Below are 16,461 nucleotides of genomic sequence, written 5' to 3'. Positions count from 1 at the left end.
ATCGCAGCCTTCGGCAGCGCCTACAGGTGCACACCTTCGACGTAGGAGCTGCCGAAGGCTGCGATCTTTTATCCGGACCACGACGTTCAAACCCGTGGCGCCGGTACTTGGTCGAGCAGTTGCCGCAGCACGTGATCTACATCCAGCCCTTCGATATCCAGCTCCGGCGCGATGCGTACGCGATGGCGCAGCACCGCCAGCGCGCAGCCCTTTATGTCATCCGGAATCACGAACTCGCCACCGCGCAACAAGGCGCGCGCCCTAGCACATCGCACCAGTGCAATGGACGCCCGAGGCCCGGCGCCGAGGATCAGGCCGGGCCAGTTGCGGGTGGAGCGGGCCAGGCGCACGGCGTAATCGAGCACCTGATCGTCCAGCGGCAGGTCGCTGGCGATGCGTTGCAGGGCCAGTACATCCTTGGCCTGCAACAACGTGCGCATCGGTTGGACATCGAGCATGTCGGCCCGGGTCGAGCGGCTGACCTGACGGACCATGTTCAACTCTTGTCCGGCGTCGGGGTAATCCATGCGCACCTTGAGCATGAAGCGATCCAGTTCGGCCTCCGGCAACGGGTAAGTGCCTTCCTGTTCGATAGGGTTTTGCGTGGCAAGCACCATGAACGGTTGCGCGATGGGCAGAGCACGACCTTCGAGGGTGACTTGCCGCTCCTGCATGGCTTCGAGCAGCGCTGCCTGGGTTTTCGCCGGGGCGCGGTTGATCTCGTCGGCCAGTAGCAGGTTGGTGAACAACGGGCCCTTGCGCAGTTTGAATTGCTCGGTCTGCAAGTCATACACGGCATGCCCGGTGACGTCGCTGGGCATCAGGTCCGGGGTGAACTGGATGCGCGCAAACTCACCGCCGAAGCAGCGGGCGAGGGCGCGCACCAACAGGGTCTTGCCCAAGCCCGGTACGCCTTCGAGCAGCACATGGCCGCCGGCGATCAGCGCCGTCAGGACGTCGTCGATCACGCTGTCCTGGCCGATCAAGGCTTTTTGCAACTCATGGCGTACGGCCTGGGCCAGGTGGCTGGCACGCTGACGTTGTTGAGTGGCATGACTCGCTGCGTCGGGCTCGATCGGTTGACTCATAGGGCGTTCCTCAAGGATTGCAGATGGGCGACCTGACGGCTGAATTCAACGCTGGTAAGTCGTTGCTTCGGTCGCGGGCTCATGGCCTGGCTGATAGCGCGTGTGGGTTGGCCGGTCAGGCGCGCGAGCACTAGCCATTGTTCGGCAACGGCGAGTTGTTCAAAGCCGGGATGGCGACGCCGCATGCGCCGCAGGATGTCTTGCTGCAAGGCTTGCAGCAGGCCGGCCTGACCGTTGCGACGCAACAGGAAGTCGGCACTGGCGCGCAGGTGCTCCTGCAGTTGCCGGCGTGCTTTCGGCGCCGGTTCCAGCAATGGCCCCTGACGCACACCGAAGTGCCAGAAACCCAGACCGATCAAAGCGAACAACGCGACCAGCGCCTGGGGAAAATAACGCAGCAGCAAGGTCGGCAGGCTGTCGTGATCGGTATTGAAGATCAGCGTCACGCGGGTGTCGGCGGTCAGGTACCAGAGCAGCCAGGCATTGTCGTACTGGTCGATGGCCGGGGTTTTCCACAAGTCGGCATCGGTGACCACGATGATCGAGCCGAGACCGTAACCGAGCTGCATCATGTGTGTGGCCCCGGCGCTGTTGGCCCAGGCCTGGGCGAGGTTTTTCGGGTCTTCGAGATGGAACGCGGTATCGAAACCTGCATAGGCCGGGGCGTCTTCGTTTTCCAGATAGAGCTTGGTCAGTTCCGGGTACGGATCTGCGCCGACATTGGGTGGCGCTGCCTTGAGGTCCTTACTCAGGGACTGGTGCAGTTGCACCCGATCGAGCAGCAGATCATTGCTATGACCGCGTTTTTCATCCCACAGCGCTTCGGCGACGAACAGAAGCCGCCCGCCGGCCCGGGTCCAGTTCAGCACCTGGTCGATCTGTCGTGGGGTCATGTTGTAGCGCTCTGCGAGCAACAGCAGGCTGTGTTGATGCGGGTCGAGGCTGGGCAGGATGTCGAGGCCATTGGCGTGGTCGACGCTCAGGCCTTGCTTGCGCAGGAACAGCTCCGCCGCCAGATATGGGTTGGCCCTGGCTTCGGGGGCGGGACCGTGGTCGATGTCGGTCTGGTAGGGGGTTGCCTTGAGGTACAGATAAACACTCAGCGCTGCCAGCAACACGGCGATCAACACCCCGGTTATCGACCCCCAGCGCCGATTCAACGGACAACCTGCGAGCCGAACAGAACGCGCCAGCCGTTACACAGTTCCTGCTGCACCTGAGCGGGCGGCAGGCGATGACCGTAGGCCATGTTTTGCCAGTGCCCGGTCAGGTTTTTGCTATAGGCCAGCAAGGCCGGTTGCTGTAATAGTTCGATACGCTGAAGCACTTGGCCTTCAGTGTCGGCGGACTTGAGCGCGATGTTGAAGTCGTGCAACAGACGGCTGAGCAGGGCACGATAAAGCAAACCAAGCGCTTCACGTGGATGAGTCTGCCAAAGACTTTCGGCGTGGGCGGCGATGTCGGCGGGCAGGGATTCGGGCTTGAGGTCCATGCCGAATGCCTGCTGCGGTAATAGCCCCGTGGCTTTGTTGACGGGGATCGGTCGGAGGCTGACGAACGCCTGCAACCAGTCGCGATAGCGCCAGATCAACAGGCCGACGGCACCCATGACGATGCCCCACAGCACGATTTCAATCAGGGTCGCCAATGCCCCGAAGCGTTGCCCCTCGAACAGCTTCAACAGCGCCTTCAACCATTGCAGTGTCTTGCCATCGTCCGCGGCTTCAGCACTCGGTTGCTCTTCGCCAAAGCGGTAGCGCGTCACCGTTTCCCGGTTCTTGAAGGGCGGCTGCTCGAGGATCGACTTGATGCTGTCCCTGGAGGCCTGGCTGGTCAGGGGCTGGTCCAGTAGGCGCGGGCTGTCGGGTGAGATGGCCGGATCGGCGGCCCATAGGCTGTGGGTGGTCGACATCTGCAAAATCACGGCGATCAACAGGACAGCGCCTGCACTGACGAGGCGTTGGCGCATTCGGCGGAACACCAGTTCGATATCCCAGGCCTCCAGCACGGTGCGCCGGTTCAGGTACAGACTGAAACCGCAGGCGACATAGATCGGTTCCCAGACCACCAGCACCAGTGCATAAAAGGCGTTGGTCAGGTGTTCCAGCCAGAGCCAGTCGTGGGTGGCTGCCGAGATCAGCGACTGCCAGCTCCAGTCGAGCGCGACCTGCTGTGGCAGGAGCAGATAGAACAGCACCATCAAGCCGATCCACAACGCGCCTTCCAGGTGCGCGCCGATGATCGTCAGCCAGCGTGCGGTGCCGGCGTCCCGCTGCAACAGCACCTGTAGACGCTGCTGCCGTTGCTGGCCGTTGAGCCCTTCGAGTTGCACCACCGGCATCACGAAACTGCGGGGCAAACTCAGGCGTCGCCAGGTCAGGCTGGCCAGCAATTGCGGTTTGAGCAGGCGTGGCCATTGGCGCAGGGCCTGCTTGAGCGTGGGCGTTTCACCGAACATGGCTTGGGACAGGATGTATAAGGGCAGGCGTTCGAACGCCGGCTTCAGCCACCAGAAAATGAACACGGCGAGAGAGGGCGAATCCCAGAATCCCCAACTGAGCAGCACGAAAATGGGCAAGGTGACCATGGCCCAACTGGTCATCAACAGGCGTCGGTGGCGCTGGCTCTGGAGCACGCCGAGGTCCAAGGCTTCCCAGGTCGAGCGCGGGCGAATCACCACAGTGGCGTCACTCAGGCGCATGGCGGCGACGTCCGGCAAACACGAGATAAACCACTACCAGCAACCAGAGCGCCGCGCCAACCAGGTACTTGGTCTGGTGTGAAGGGGCGCTCATTGACGACCAATAGGCTTCGATAAACGCTGCGATCAACAGAAACAGCATGACTCCGCAGACCAGCAGCACACTCTTGCGCGCCGCCAATCGCAAGGCCTCGGCGCGTGGCAGGCGCCCCGGGGCGACCAACGCCCAGCCCAGCTTCAGGCCGGCGGCACCGGCCAGGGCAATGGCGCTGAGTTCGAATGCTCCATGGCCGATCACGAATGACCAGAAGGTTTGCCCGTAGCCGACATAGGTCAGGTGCCCGGCCACCGCACCGATCATCAGGCCGTTGAAAATCAGGAAAAACACGCTGCCCAGGCCGAACAGCAAACCGCTGGTGAAGGTCTGAAAGGCAATGCCGATGTTGTGCATGATGTAGTAGCCGAACATCGCCCAGTCCTCACTGGCGGCTCGTTCCGCCGTGCGCCCGAGGTGACCGGCAACGGGGTCGTACATGCTTTGCATCTCGCTGACCTGCTCGGCGGGGATCAGGTTGTAGACCAGGTCCGGGTACAGGTACACCAGCAGCGCGAAACCGGCCAGGCTGGTAAAGAACATCAGGTTGGCGGCGAGGACGAAACGCCACTGTTCGCGCACCAGTCGCGGAAAGTCGGCCAGGATGAATGCCAGCACGTTGGCGCCCAAACGGCTGCGATGACGGTAAAGCTGTTGGTGTCCGCGCAGCACTTGTTGCTGCAGGGAGTCGATCAGGAAACTGCTGTAGCCACGCTCCCGGGCCAGTGCCAAGTGGTGGCAGAGGCGTCGGTAGTCCTTCGGGAAGCTGCCGGCGTCGGTGGCTTTCCTGTCGTGCTCCAATTGCTCGAGCAGGTGAGTGAACTGTTCCCATTCGGCCTTGTGCCGGCTTTCAAAAAGGCTTTGCTTCATGTCGGCCCCAAAAAGCCGCGGGCGATACCGTTGAGTTCGGTCACCGCCTGCGGGGGCTGGACTTGCAATGGTTGGGCGAGGATCGCGGCCAGTTCATTGACCCGCGCTTCGGAGAGTTCGCCCTGGCGCTCGGCAAACCCGATGATGGCCCTTTGCTCGGTGAGTGTCAGGACAAAGGCCGGGCGGCGGGGTTGGGCTTCGGGGAGTTCGGGGCGGGCGTGCGTTTGTTCGCGGTAGATCACCAGGGTCCCGGCGGCGATATCGCCGAGACGCTTGAAGTGGGGATGTTGCAGGCAACTGATGGCCCCGAGGAAGTAACCGAAGGGCAGCAGGTCGACAACGCGCAACAGGTTTCGCAGCAGCGACGCGGACCAGCCAACCGGGGTGCCATCGTCGTGCACCACCTGCAGCCCCATCCATTGCTTGCCCGGCGAGCGGCCGTGGTTCAGTACCTCGAACAGCACCATGTACCACCAGCTCACCACGAACAGCAGGATCGACCCGATCCCGGCACCCAGTTTGCCCAGCATCGCCAGTGCAATGAACAGCAAGCCCAGGACCAGGCCGCGCAAACCAAGATCGATGGAGAAGGCCAGCGCACGGACCATCAACCCGGCCGGGCGCAGTGGCAGGTCGACGCCCTCCGGCGTTTCGACCTGGTACCGCGTATCCAGCGGCGGTGACAGCGGCACATTCCCTGGCAGTGCTGTGGTCTCGAACATGGGCAACCTGATGATGTGGCCTGGATCGGGATTCTGTGTCTATCCGATGCTAGCAGCCTATGCGGGGGGAAACGACATAACTATGTATTGCATGCTGAGTCGCGCAAGGTGCTTGAATGACAAGACTACTGGCCGGGGAAGGAGGTGAACGCCTAGACTTTGCCGATCTTCAGTTCAGGAATCGCCCGTGACCTCCATCTTCTGGTACGACTACGAAACCACTGGCATCAATCCCCGTTGCGACCGTCCGTTGCAAATGGCCGGCCTGCGCACCGACTTCGATCTCAATGAAATCGACGCGCCGGTCAATCTTTACTGTCAGCCCAGTGACGACATCCTGCCGCATCCGGCCGCCTGCACCATCACCGGAATCACCCCCGGGCAACTGCAGGCGCAAGGCTTGAGCGAAGCCGATTTCATGACCCGGGTGCATGCGCAGCTGGCCGCGCCCGGCACCTGTGGCGCGGGGTATAACACCTTGCGTTTCGACGACGAGATGACCCGCTACAGCCTGTACCGAAACTTTTTCGACCCCTATGCGCGGGAGTGGCAGGGCGGCAACAGCCGCTGGGACCTGATCGATGTGGTGCGCGCCGCTTATGCCTTGCGCCCCGATGGCATGGTCTGGCCGACCGATGACGAGGGGCGGGTCACGCTCAAGCTTGAACGCCTGACCGCTGCCAACGGCATCGACCATGGCAATGCCCACGAAGCGCTGTCGGACGTTCGCGCGACGATCGCCCTGGCGCGCCTGATACGGGAAAAACAGCCAAAGTTGTACGACTGGCTGTTTCAACTGCGCAGCAAGCAAAAAGTCATGGACCAGATACGCCTGCTGCAACCGCTGGTGCATGTTTCCGGGCGATTTTCGGCCGCGCGCAGCTATGTGGGTGTGGTGTTGCCACTGGCCTGGCACCCGCGCAACAAGAACGCCCTGATTGTCTGTGACCTGCACCTCGATCCCCAGGGCCTGCTCGATCTGGATGCCGAAAGCTTGCGTCAGCGCTTGTATACCCGCCGTGACGAGCTGGCCGAAGGTGAGTTGCCGGTGCCGTTGAAGCTGATTCACATCAACAAGTGCCCGGTGGTGGCACCGTTGTCGGTACTTCGCCAGGAAGATCAGCAGCGTCTGGGGCTGGATATGGCGCTGTATCAGCAGCGGGTGTTGCAGCTCAATGACGCCCGGAAAGTTTGGCTGGATAAAGTCCTGGCGATCTATGCTCGCGAAGATTTTTCCCAGAGCCAGGATCCGGAGCAACAGTTATATGATGGATTTATCGGTGATCGGGATCGGCGATTGTGTGAGCAAGTCAGAACCGTTGACCCGATGCAATTGGCACAAGAGCAGTGGCCTTTCGATGACGAACGTTTGCCTGAATTGCTGTTTCGATATCGCGCACGTAACTTTTCCGACACGTTGAATTCCGAGGAGCAAGAACGCTGGCGAATATTCTGTCAGAAACGTTTGTCAGAACCCGAGTGGGGGGCGCCAAATACCCTTGAAAGTTTTGTAGAAGCCGCGGCCCAATTGAGCGTTAGTGCCACTCCGTTTCAGCAGGGGGTGCTCAGTGAGTGGCAGGATTATGTCCAGGGATTGCGTCAGCGTTTGCGTCTTTGAAATCGAACATGCCAGGGCTTAAAACACCGGGCATAAAAAACGCCAGCATTTGCTGGCGTTATTTTTTGTCACGGATCCGTCTGCGACAAGCGCTGAAGCTTAGCCCAGCAGGGTAGCCCAGCCTTCCACCACGTCACCGCCCCACTTGGCTTTCCACTCTTTCAGAGTCTTGTGGTTGCCACCTTTGGTTTCGATGACTTCACCGTTGTGCGGGTTTTTGTATTGTTTAACTTTGCGAGCACGCTTGGTGCCGGTAGTTTTCACTGCACCGCCGCGTGGTGCCTTGGTTTTGGATTCTGGATCCAACAGCGCGATGATGTCGCGCAGGGATTTCGAGTATTCACCCATCAGGGTGCGCAGTTTGCCTTCGAATTCCAGCTCGGTTTGCAGTTTGTCGTCTTGGGACAGGTTCTTCAAACGGGCTTGCAGCTCTTTGATAGCTTCTTCGGTGGCGCGATATTCGTTGATCAAGGACATGTGGACTACCTTATGTTGTGCGCTGGATGGCAGGTGACAGTGCGGCAATAATAGTCACGGTGTTTCATCAAGTAAACATTTAAGCCAACTTTATTTAATTTAATTGCTGTGTCTTTGGCGCACATCTGTAATGCGTTTATTAGTGTGGTCCAGGTCTGCCGGATATACATAATTTAACAAATGACCCGCACCGCTAGAGCATCCGGGCGAACCGGCATCTGCGCTATCCATCCTGCCACACCGACCTTCCGGCGGGGCGAAACGTCAACAATACTGCAGTTTTGCTGCGCAATCGCTAGAATGGCGGCCTTTGCGAAGTTCTGGAGTTTCCCCCTCATGCGCACTTTTCGTCTGGTGATTTCTTGCCCGGACCGTGTTGGCATCGTTGCCAAAGTCAGTAACTTTCTGGCATCACACAACGGCTGGATCACTGAAGCGAGCCATCACTCGGACAATCTCAGTGGCTGGTTCTTCATGCGTCACGAAATCCGTGCCGACTCCCTGCCATTTGGTATCGAAGCGTTTCGTGAAGCCTTTGCCCCGATCGCCGAAGAGTTCTCGATGGACTGGCGCATCACCGATACCGAGCAAAAGAAACGCGTGGTCCTGATGGCCAGCCGCGAGTCGCACTGCCTGGCCGATTTGCTGCACCGCTGGCACAGCGATGAACTGGACTGCGAAATTTCCTGCGTGATTTCCAACCATGATGACTTGCGCAGCATGGTGGAGTGGCACGGTATCCCGTACTACCACGTCCCGGTCAATCCGCAGGACAAGCAGCCGGCCTTCGCCGAGGTTTCGCGCCTGGTCAAACAGCACGATGCCGAAGTGGTGGTGCTTGCCCGTTACATGCAAATCCTGCCGCCGGAGTTGTGCGGCGAATACGCGCACAAGGTCATCAACATTCACCACAGCTTCCTGCCGTCGTTCGTCGGTGCCAAACCGTATCACCAGGCCTCCCTGCGTGGCGTGAAGCTGATCGGCGCGACCTGCCACTATGTGACCGAAGAGCTGGATGCCGGCCCGATCATCGAGCAGGACGTGGTGCGCGTCAGCCACAGCGACAGCATCGAAGACATGGTGCGTTTCGGCCGCGATGTCGAGAAGATGGTGCTGGCCCGTGGCCTGCGTTATCACCTGGAAGACCGGGTGCTGGTGCACGGCAACAAAACCGTCGTCTTCTGACAGGCCTGCGGCACAGTTGAAATTCGAAGGGTCTGGGCGTTCAATCGCTTCAGGCCCTTCGCCGTTTCTGCACCGAGGACATGACCATGGCCGATCCACTGGACAAAGCCACATCCAAGGCTCCCGCCACGCTGGGCGAGGGTTGCCTGAGCCGCTACGACCCGGATGACATGGGGCCTGAAACGGGTACGGAGTTTCCTGATGCCGCGCAGTTGTGGGAGCAGTTGCAGCAAGAGCCCGAGGACAAATCTAAGCCTGCCTGAGTTTCATCAATTTCATCAGCAGCGGCCGGCCCAGCATCAGCAAAAACACCGGCCCACCGACCAGCAAATAGAAGTAGTACGTCACCGCCCGCCAAATCAGAATCGCGGCCGCCGCCGTGGACTTCCCGACCATGGGGGCCAGCAACGCCGCCGATGTCAACTCCGCCGCCCCGGCTCCGCCCGGCAGAAGGCTGAATTGCCCGGCGCTGAGTGCCAGCATCTGGATCAGAAAAGTCCAGGCCCACTGCAAATCCGCGCCGAGCCCGCGCAACGCCAGGTACAGCACGCTGTAGCGCAGGAGCCAATGCACGCAGGTCAGGGCGAATACCTTGATCAAGGTCTGCACGGGCAATTTCAGCGTGTCGGTAAACGCCGCCAAAAACTGCAGGAGCTTGCGCGCCCAGCGCATTCGCGTGGCCGCTTTGACATTGACTCGGGCGAGCCATCGGCCGCTCAGGCGAATCAATAAACGGTGATACCGGGCCACCATGACGCAACTGATCAGACCGCCGAACAGCGAAACGGCGCTGACCATCAGCATCCATTCCATGCGCTGGCTCAGGTGTTGGAACAGGGCGTAAATCAGAATCCCGCTCAGGGCACAAAGGAAAAACAACAAGTCGCTCAACTGGTCCATGGCAAACACCGCAGTGCCCTTGGCCGGACGTACGCCGTAACGTGCCAGCAAAGCCATGATCGTCAGAGGCCCGCCGCTGCCGCCGGGTGTGGCGCAATAGGCAAATTCGGCGGCAATCACCACACCGAGGCTCCTGAGCCGGCTGACCTTGTCGCATTGATCCCCCAGCAACAGGCGTAGACGCAGGGTGTTCACGCCCCAGCACAGCAGGATCATGCCGAACATGATCAGCAACCACGGTAGCGGAAAACCGGTCAGCCGGGACCAGGTTTCGCTGCCGCCCAACAGTAATGGAATGAGCACTGCCGCGAGCAGGCCAACGAGCAACAGCAGTCCGCGACTCATGCGATGCACCCCAGTTGGTCGTTCTGCAGCGCCAGCCACTGGGCCTTGGTCATCGGAACACGTCCGTTGTCGAGCAGGCGCTCGAGGGTTTGTAGCCAATATCGGCGCGAGAGCTCATGGCGCATGTCCACCGGGTGCAGGCCCAGGCGAATCACCGGGGCCTGCTGCCAGCGTTGTTCACGGCAGTCGCTGACGAGCTTCGATAGGCCCCGGCGCCAGGCACTGCGCGCACTCCAGACCAGCCCTGGCGCCTCGAATGCGGTGAAATCCGGCAGCCGGTACAAGTGCTGCGAGTCGCTGGTGTAACTCAACGGCAATTGGCGCAATGCCTGGCGAGTGCCTTGGCTCATCAGCCAGGCAGGGGCGACGAACCCCTCCAGCGGCCAGTCATGGCGGTGGAACATCTCGATGCCCGAACGCAGGCGGGCGAGGGCGGCTTCCTGCGACAAACGGTAAAACTCGCCTTCGTAGGTGTACACCCGACGCATGAACCAGTCTCGGGGATTGCTGGCCATCGGCCCGTCGTCGCAGTGGAAGTAGCCATGCAGCGCCAGTTCGTCGCCGCGGGCGAGCCTGGTACTGAGCTGGCGGCGAAATTGCGGATGGGCGTCCAGGTTGTTGTGTTTGTGGAAGTCCGGGACCACCAGCCAGGTGATCGGCACGCCACCCAAGGCGTCGACAGCTTTGACGAACGGCTGATAATCGGCCCAGGTTGGCGGTGCCACGTCGTGCAGTACCAGCAGTAAAGCGGGACTGTTCATGGACTCAACCATTGGCTGTCAGCGGCCATTGGCTGCCAAGCACGGCGTGGTAGTGGCGCAACAAGCTGTTGACCACCGTATCCCAGGCGTAATGCCGTTCGACATGCAATCGCGCCTGTTTGCCCAGCGTTGTGTTGCCCGACCCGAGCAGTTCTCGAACGGCGGTGGCCATCGCGGCGGGATTGTTCGGCGCGCAGAGCCGGCCGCAGTCCTCGGTGACGATTTCCTTGAAGGCCCCGGCCGCCACGGCCACCACCGGAATACCGCTGGCCATGGCCTCCAGAATTACCAGACCGAAGGTTTCCTGATCGCCGGCGTGCAACAGTGCATCGGCACTGGCCATCAGGCGGGCAACTTGTACGGCCGGGCAGAACTCGTCGATCACCGTCACGTTGGACGGCACGGCCGTGGGCATCGACGAGCCAACCAGCAGCAGGTGATAGCGTCGGCCCAGGCGTTTCATGCAGTCGAGCAGCACCGGCAGGTTTTTTTCCTTGGCGCCGCGCCCGGCGAAGATCAGCAACCGGGTGTTTTCGTCCAGGCCCAACTCGGCCCGCAGCCCGGGGTCTCTGGCATCGGGATTGAAGGTTTGCAGGTCGACGCCGAGCGGTTGCACAAACACATTCTTGACTCCAAGCCCGGTGAGCTTGTCGGCCATGACCTGACTGGGCGCCAGTACGCGGTCAAAGTTGCCGTAGAGCTTGCTGACATAGGCCTCGACGTTGTTGGTCACCCAATGGCCCATGCGGTTGCTGACCAGCAGGGGCAGGTCCGAGTGATAAAAGCCGATGACCGGCACATCGAGTTGGCGCCGCGCATCCAGCGCCGCCCAGGCCGTGAGATAAGGATCGCCGACTTCGATCAGGTCAGGCTGCAAATCCTGCAAGACATTGCGCCAGGGCGCGAGGCGCAGAGGGAAGCGATAGCCCTTGCCGAAGGGCAGGGCAGGGGCCGGAACGGTGTAAATACCATCCTGTTCGCTAAAAGAAGATCCGGGAATCAACAAACTGTGGCGAATGCCCGGTTTGATGCCCAAACGACGGTGCTTCGCATCCAGATAAGTGCGTACGCCACCGCTGGCAGGGGCGTAGAACATGGTGATGTCAGCGATATGCACGATGAACGATCCTCCAGTCCCGGTACTCCCTTGGTTGACCTATATGAAGGATAGATGTTCGGTTGGGGTTGTGCGGGTGGGGGCAGTGAGGGTTGAGACGAGGCGTTCGCTGCGGTGCGGCGATCCGACAAGCCAGCTCCTACAGGCTTCACGCTAAACCCTGTAGGAGCTGGCTTGCCAGCGAAGAGGCCAGTCCAGACGTTAGATACGGAAACTGCCTACCAACTGCTTCAACCGCGCCGCCTGCTGCTCAAGGTCCGAGCACGCGCGCAATGTAGATTGCAGGTTTTCCACGCCTTCCTGATTCAGCGTGTTGATCTCGGTGATGTCGACGTTGATCGACTCCACCACGGCGGTCTGTTCCTCGGTCGCGGTAGCCACCGACTGGTTCATGCCGTCGATTTCACCGATACGCAGCGTCACGCTGTTCAGGCGTTCGCCCGCGAGGTTGGCGATTTCCACGCTGTCCTGGCTGTGGCGCTGACTGTCGCTCATGGTGCTGACCGATTCCCGGGCGCCGACCTGCAGCTCCTCGATCATGGTTTGCACCTGTTGTGCCGATTCCTGCGTGCGATGTGCCAGGTTGCGCACTTCGTCCGCCACCACGGCAAAACCACGACCGGCTTCACCGGCACGGGCGGCTTCAATCGCGGCGTTGAGCGCCAGCAAGTTGGTCTGTTGGGAAATGCTGGTGATCACTTCGAGAATCTGCCCGATGTTCACCGTTTTGCTGTTCAGCGATTCGATGTTGGAGCTCGATGCGCTGAGCATGCTCGACAGTTGATTCATCGCCACGATGCTGCGGTCCACCACGTGTTGACCATCTTCGGCCAGGCTGCGGGCATCGCTGGCCTGGCTCGACGCCTGGGCGGCGTTGCGGGCAATTTCCTGGGCGGCGGCGCCGAGCTGGTTGATGGCGGCTGCGACGCTGCTGGTGCGCGAGGCTTGCTGGTCGGAGTTGAACATCGACGAGTTGGAAGCCGCGACCACGCGCAACGCCACTTCGTTGACTTGCCCGGTGGCCGAGGACACTTCGCGGATCGAGCCGTGAATGCGTTCGACGAAGCGGTTGAACGCAGTGCCGAGGGTGCCGAATTCGTCATTGTTCTGGATGGTCAGGCGCTTGGTCAGGTCGCCTTCGCCGTCGGCGATATCAGCCATGGCGCGGGTCATGAGGTGCAATGGCTGAATCAGAATGCGGATCAACATGCCCAGCAGGGCGATGATGATGGCCACGGCAATGACGGTCGCAACGACCGCCGAGGTGCGGAACTTGCTGAGCATCGAGTAGGCTTTTTCCTTGTCGACCGAAACACCGATGTACCAGTTGACCGATGACAAGCCTTTGATCGGGGTGAAGGTCACGATGCGGGTTTTGCCATCGACCTGGATTTCGCTCATTGCGCTGCTGATGGCCGGCGTGTCTTGCGGGTAGACATCCTTGAGCATCTTCATCGCCAGCGCTTTGTCGGGATGTACCAGGATCTTGCCGTCGGAACTGACCAGGAAGGCATACCCCATGCCGTCGAAGTCCAGCGTGCCAAGGCTGTCGGCGATCACCTGCAAACTCAGGTCGCCACCGACCACGCCGATGTTCTGGCCGTCCTTGATGACGCTGTCGACAATGGAAATCACCAGCTGGCCGGAAGCCAGATCTATATAAGGCTCGGTTAATGCCGAACCGCTGCTGCCTTGCGCGCTCTTGTACCAAGGGCGTGCACGCGGGTCATAGCCATCGGGCATCTTGCTGTCGGGGCGAATGATGAAAGAGCCATCCTTGTTGCCGAGGTAGGCGCCCATGAAGGTCGAGGTCACGGCTTTTTGTACCAGCAGCCTGGAAACGTTGTCCGCATCGGGGTTGAGCGCGACAGTTTGTGACAGGTTTTCAATCAGCAGGCTGCGCCCGTTCAACCAGGTCTGGATATTGTTGGCGGTCACTCCGCCCATTTCCTGCAGATAGTTGTTGAGGTTTTCGCGGATGGCGTTGCGCTGCAAATAGTCGTTGTACAGCGTGAACGAGGCGAAGGCGGCAATCACAATGAGGGCGGCGGCAAGCAGGATTTTATGGCTGAAACGCAGATTTTTGTTCATGGCTTGGGGTTCCGCTAAGGTCTTAATGTCCAGCGCGTGCTTTTATGAAGGGGCGCACAACGGGCAAGGTTGAAAGCAAGTGAATTTTCCGACTCTCCTTAGGGAAATTTCTGACCAGATCGTGTCTGACTGCTTTGTCAGTTATCTCTATCGGCCGTGTAGGACCAAAGATTAATCATGGGTGACCAAATGCCTGACTCTCTACAACTCGTTATCGGCGCCGATCTCAAAGGGCAGTCGATTGCCCAGGCCATGCGCCTGGCGAACCGCCACGGTTTGATCGCGGGCGCGACCGGCACTGGCAAAACCGTCACTTTGCAACGATTGGCCGAAGCCTTCAGCGATGCCGGCGTGGCGGTGTTCGCTGCTGACATCAAGGGTGACCTGTGCGGCCTCGGCGCCGCCGGCAATCCCCAGGGCAAGATCGCCGAGCGGATTGCCGGGATGCCCTGGCTCAACCACAAGCCTCAGGCTTATCCGGTGACGTTGTGGGACGTACACGGTCAGTCCGGTCATCCTTTGCGCACAACCTTGAGTGAAATGGGGCCGCTACTGCTAGGCAGCCTGCTGGAACTGACCGACAGTCAGCAGTCGGCGCTGTACGCCGCGTTCAAGGTGGCGGACCGCGAAGGCCTGTTGTTGCTCGATCTCAAGGATCTGAAGGCGCTGCTCAATCACCTGCGGGACAACCCCCAGTTGCTGGGTGACGATGCGGCATTGATGACCACCGGCTCCAGTCAAGCATTGCTGCGGCGTCTGGCGACCCTGGAGCAACAGGGCGCCGAAGCCCTGTTCGGCGAGCCGGCGCTGCAACTCGAAGACATCCTCCAGCCCACTGCGGACGGTCGTGGGCGCATTCATTTGCTGGATGCCAGCCGTCTGGTGCATGAAGCGCCGAAAGTCTACGCGACGTTCCTGCTGTGGCTGCTGGCCGAGCTGTTCGAGCAGTTGCCGGAGCGTGGCGATGCCGACAAACCGTTGCTGGCGCTGTTTTTCGACGAGGCTCACTTGTTGTTCAACGGTACGCCCCAGGCGTTGCGCGATCGTCTGGAGCAGGTGGTGCGGCTGATTCGTTCGAAAGGCGTGGGCGTGTATTTCGTCACCCAGTCGCCGGGTGACCTGCCGGATGATGTGCTGGCGCAGTTGGGCTTGCGCATCCAGCACGGTCTGCGTGCGTTCACCGCCAAGGAGCAGAAGTCCCTGCGTGCGGTGGCCGAAGGTTTCCGGCCGAATCCGGCGTTCGATACGTTGTCGGTGCTGACCGAGCTCGGGATCGGCGAGGCGCTGGTCGGCACCTTGCAGGAAAAAGGCACGCCGGAGATGGTCCAGCGGGTGCTGGTAGCGCCGCCGCAATCGCGGATCGGGCCTTTGACCGACGCCGAGCGCACGGCGCTGATTGCCGGTTCGCCGTTGCAGGGGCGTTATGACAAGCCGATTGACCGTGAATCGGCCTATGAGGTGCTGATGGGGCGCAAGGGGTTGGCACCTGAACCCGAAGCGGAGCAGGGCAAACAGGATCCGAGCTTCACCGAGCAGGCCGGAGAGTTTCTTGGAACCGCAGCGGGTCAGGCCTTGAAATCAGCGATGCGACAGGCGGCGAATCAGCTTGGGCGACAGTTGGTGCGCGGCTTGATGGGCTCGTTGCTGGGCAGCAAAAAACGCCGCTGAAAGCAAAAGATCGCAGCCTTCGGCAGCTCCTACATTTAAATTTGCGAGCAACCCGTAGGAGCTGCCGAAGGCTCGGGCCGCGTTCGGACGATCCTTTGATCCTTCTTCTAGCCCTTTACTTTGGCGTGCGCTGCCAACCGCTCCAGTGCCGCCCGCAAATTCGGGTCGCTGATGCCATCGGCCGTGGCCTGGATGGTCGCTGCCGCGTCGTTGGACAAATCCATGGTATGCCCGGCCGCACCTTGCTGAACGGTCGGCGGTTGAACTTTGAACAGGATCCGGGTCAGATTGGCAAACTCGTCGAACAGTTGCAGTTGCCGTTGCAGGCGCTTCTGCTGGTAGCGCAGGCGGGTTGCCCAATGACCGTCGGTGACAATCAGCAACAAACTGCCTTCGCGCCAGGAGGCCACGTGGCAATGCTCGCGAGCGGCGGGTTGCAATTGGCTTTCGAGTAAACGCTGCAGATGACCCAGGCGTTGAGCGTGGCCGAGAATGGCTTTCAGCGGCTTGGCTTCGCGTAGTAGAACGGCAGGTACTTTGGCCGTAAGTGGGCGAAACGCCATGATCAGACACCTGAAGTAACAGAGGCGCCATGGTAGCAGAAAGCACCGGATGCACCCGCCCATTGCTTTTGTGGGTGCTTTGCCCATTAAATCAACAACTAACTTCTGCCTTGAACGGCTTGAAGTTGAGCAAAACGCCCTTATTTTAAGTGAGCCCCGTCAAAGCGCTGTGCCAGCATCGTGGAATATCGCCACTTTCCTCTCCATCGTTTCCGGGTAGAATGCTCGTTCGCATGCGGCCATGAGGGCTGCACGGGCGAC

15 protein-coding genes and 1 pseudogene are annotated in these 16,461 nt (G+C 60.5%); 4 read left to right on the top strand and 12 right to left on the bottom strand.

Going from position 1 to position 16,461, the window contains the following annotated elements; genetic code table 11:
• Positions 1 to 86: 86 nt before the first annotated feature.
• Genes AC1DXW_RS11580 through AC1DXW_RS11560 form a run of 5 tightly spaced genes read right to left on the bottom strand, consistent with a single transcriptional unit; the run spans position 87 to position 5,475 of the window.
• Positions 87 to 1,088: an AAA family ATPase gene (locus tag AC1DXW_RS11580; protein ID WP_477752551.1), complete on the bottom strand. Its 1,002-nt coding sequence runs from the start codon at positions 1,086 to 1,088 to the stop codon at positions 87 to 89.
• Positions 1,085 to 2,248, bottom strand: a complete 1,164-nt coding sequence (locus AC1DXW_RS11575) for a DUF4350 domain-containing protein (protein ID WP_477752550.1) — start codon at positions 2,246 to 2,248, stop codon at positions 1,085 to 1,087. The genes AC1DXW_RS11580 and AC1DXW_RS11575 overlap by 4 nt, the downstream gene beginning before the upstream one ends.
• Complete coding sequence (locus AC1DXW_RS11570; protein WP_477752549.1) at positions 2,245 to 3,789, bottom strand: DUF4129 domain-containing protein; 1,545 nt, start codon at positions 3,787 to 3,789, stop codon at positions 2,245 to 2,247. Before AC1DXW_RS11570 ends, AC1DXW_RS11575 begins: the two co-directional genes overlap by 4 nt.
• Entirely contained in the window at positions 3,776 to 4,753 is a 978-nt protein-coding gene (locus AC1DXW_RS11565) for a stage II sporulation protein M (protein WP_477752548.1), read from the bottom strand. Before AC1DXW_RS11565 ends, AC1DXW_RS11570 begins: the two co-directional genes overlap by 14 nt.
• Positions 4,750 to 5,475 (bottom strand): RDD family protein, encoded by a 726-nt coding sequence (locus AC1DXW_RS11560; RefSeq protein ID WP_477752547.1) that lies wholly within the window; start codon positions 5,473 to 5,475, stop codon positions 4,750 to 4,752. Before AC1DXW_RS11560 ends, AC1DXW_RS11565 begins: the two co-directional genes overlap by 4 nt.
• A 187-nt stretch (positions 5,476 to 5,662) precedes the next feature.
• Here AC1DXW_RS11560 and sbcB point away from each other — a divergent pair, with 187 nt between their 5' ends.
• Complete coding sequence (gene sbcB, locus AC1DXW_RS11555; RefSeq protein WP_477752546.1) at positions 5,663 to 7,093, top strand: exodeoxyribonuclease I; 1,431 nt, start codon at positions 5,663 to 5,665, stop codon at positions 7,091 to 7,093.
• A 99-nt stretch (positions 7,094 to 7,192) separates the two neighbouring features.
• Here sbcB and mvaT read toward each other — a convergent pair whose 3' ends face one another.
• The gene (mvaT, locus tag AC1DXW_RS11550) at positions 7,193 to 7,570 is read right to left on the bottom strand and encodes a histone-like nucleoid-structuring protein MvaT (protein WP_007933316.1); all 378 of its coding nucleotides are present in this window, start codon (positions 7,568 to 7,570) and stop codon (positions 7,193 to 7,195) included.
• 336 nt (positions 7,571 to 7,906) lie between these two features.
• On the opposite strand from mvaT, the gene purU reads away from it, so the two are divergent.
• Entirely contained in the window at positions 7,907 to 8,755 is an 849-nt protein-coding gene (gene purU, locus AC1DXW_RS11545; protein WP_347908668.1) for a formyltetrahydrofolate deformylase, read from the top strand.
• Between the two features lie 86 nt (positions 8,756 to 8,841).
• Positions 8,842 to 9,018 (top strand): hypothetical protein, encoded by a 177-nt coding sequence (locus AC1DXW_RS11540; protein ID WP_477752544.1) that lies wholly within the window; start codon positions 8,842 to 8,844, stop codon positions 9,016 to 9,018.
• On the opposite strand, the gene AC1DXW_RS11535 is transcribed toward AC1DXW_RS11540, so the two are convergent.
• The 5 genes and pseudogenes from AC1DXW_RS11535 to AC1DXW_RS11515 form a co-directional block, all read right to left on the bottom strand.
• A complete protein-coding gene (locus tag AC1DXW_RS11535) occupies positions 9,005 to 10,000 on the bottom strand; it encodes a lysylphosphatidylglycerol synthase transmembrane domain-containing protein (RefSeq protein ID WP_477752543.1) in 996 nt (331 codons plus the stop codon). The genes AC1DXW_RS11540 and AC1DXW_RS11535 overlap by 14 nt on opposite strands.
• The gene (locus AC1DXW_RS11530; RefSeq protein ID WP_477752542.1) at positions 9,997 to 10,773 is read right to left on the bottom strand and encodes a DUF2334 domain-containing protein; all 777 of its coding nucleotides are present in this window, start codon (positions 10,771 to 10,773) and stop codon (positions 9,997 to 9,999) included. Before AC1DXW_RS11530 ends, AC1DXW_RS11535 begins: the two co-directional genes overlap by 4 nt.
• On the bottom strand, positions 10,766 to 11,878 hold the full coding sequence (locus AC1DXW_RS11525; protein WP_477752541.1) for a glycosyltransferase family 4 protein: 1,113 nt from the start codon (positions 11,876 to 11,878) through the stop codon (positions 10,766 to 10,768). The genes AC1DXW_RS11530 and AC1DXW_RS11525 overlap by 8 nt, the downstream gene beginning before the upstream one ends.
• A gap of 201 nt (positions 11,879 to 12,079) precedes the next feature.
• On the bottom strand, positions 12,080 to 12,844 hold the full coding sequence (locus AC1DXW_RS11520; protein WP_477752566.1) for a methyl-accepting chemotaxis protein: 765 nt from the start codon (positions 12,842 to 12,844) through the stop codon (positions 12,080 to 12,082).
• Positions 12,845 to 12,937: 93 nt separating this feature from the next.
• A pseudogene (locus AC1DXW_RS11515) lies at positions 12,938 to 13,969 on the bottom strand (HAMP domain-containing protein); the annotation flags it as partial.
• Positions 13,970 to 14,158: 189 nt separating this feature from the next.
• On the opposite strand from AC1DXW_RS11515, the gene AC1DXW_RS11510 reads away from it, so the two are divergent.
• Complete coding sequence (locus AC1DXW_RS11510) at positions 14,159 to 15,637, top strand: helicase HerA-like domain-containing protein (protein ID WP_477752540.1); 1,479 nt, start codon at positions 14,159 to 14,161, stop codon at positions 15,635 to 15,637.
• Positions 15,638 to 15,744: 107 nt separating this feature from the next.
• On the opposite strand, the gene AC1DXW_RS11505 is transcribed toward AC1DXW_RS11510, so the two are convergent.
• A complete protein-coding gene (locus tag AC1DXW_RS11505; RefSeq protein ID WP_477752539.1) occupies positions 15,745 to 16,200 on the bottom strand; it encodes a DUF721 domain-containing protein in 456 nt (151 codons plus the stop codon).
• Between the last annotated feature and the right edge of the window lie 261 nt (positions 16,201 to 16,461).

The organism is Pseudomonas sp. P4_C4 (assembly GCF_056402055.1).
This window is presented reverse-complemented; position numbering and strand designations above follow the sequence as displayed.

What these genes read in the sequence shown, in the direction of transcription:
- AC1DXW_RS11520 (WP_477752566.1), bottom strand. Translation starts at nt 12,844, where the DNA reads ATGTTCAACTCCGACCAGCAAGCCTCGCGCACCAGCAGCGTCGCAGCC.
- AC1DXW_RS11530 (WP_477752542.1), bottom strand. Translation starts at nt 10,773, where the DNA reads ATGGTTGAGTCCATGAACAGTCCCGCTTTACTGCTGGTACTGCACGAC.
- AC1DXW_RS11580 (WP_477752551.1), bottom strand. Translation starts at nt 1,088, where the DNA reads ATGAGTCAACCGATCGAGCCCGACGCAGCGAGTCATGCCACTCAACAA.
- purU (WP_347908668.1), top strand. Translation starts at nt 7,907, where the DNA reads ATGCGCACTTTTCGTCTGGTGATTTCTTGCCCGGACCGTGTTGGCATC.
- mvaT (WP_007933316.1), bottom strand. Translation starts at nt 7,570, where the DNA reads ATGTCCTTGATCAACGAATATCGCGCCACCGAAGAAGCTATCAAAGAG.
- AC1DXW_RS11570 (WP_477752549.1), bottom strand. Translation starts at nt 3,789, where the DNA reads ATGCGCCTGAGTGACGCCACTGTGGTGATTCGCCCGCGCTCGACCTGG.
- AC1DXW_RS11540 (WP_477752544.1), top strand. Translation starts at nt 8,842, where the DNA reads ATGGCCGATCCACTGGACAAAGCCACATCCAAGGCTCCCGCCACGCTG.
- AC1DXW_RS11565 (WP_477752548.1), bottom strand. Translation starts at nt 4,753, where the DNA reads ATGAAGCAAAGCCTTTTTGAAAGCCGGCACAAGGCCGAATGGGAACAG.
- AC1DXW_RS11505 (WP_477752539.1), bottom strand. Translation starts at nt 16,200, where the DNA reads ATGGCGTTTCGCCCACTTACGGCCAAAGTACCTGCCGTTCTACTACGC.
- AC1DXW_RS11535 (WP_477752543.1), bottom strand. Translation starts at nt 10,000, where the DNA reads ATGAGTCGCGGACTGCTGTTGCTCGTTGGCCTGCTCGCGGCAGTGCTC.
- AC1DXW_RS11510 (WP_477752540.1), top strand. Translation starts at nt 14,159, where the DNA reads ATGCCTGACTCTCTACAACTCGTTATCGGCGCCGATCTCAAAGGGCAG.
- AC1DXW_RS11560 (WP_477752547.1), bottom strand. Translation starts at nt 5,475, where the DNA reads ATGTTCGAGACCACAGCACTGCCAGGGAATGTGCCGCTGTCACCGCCG.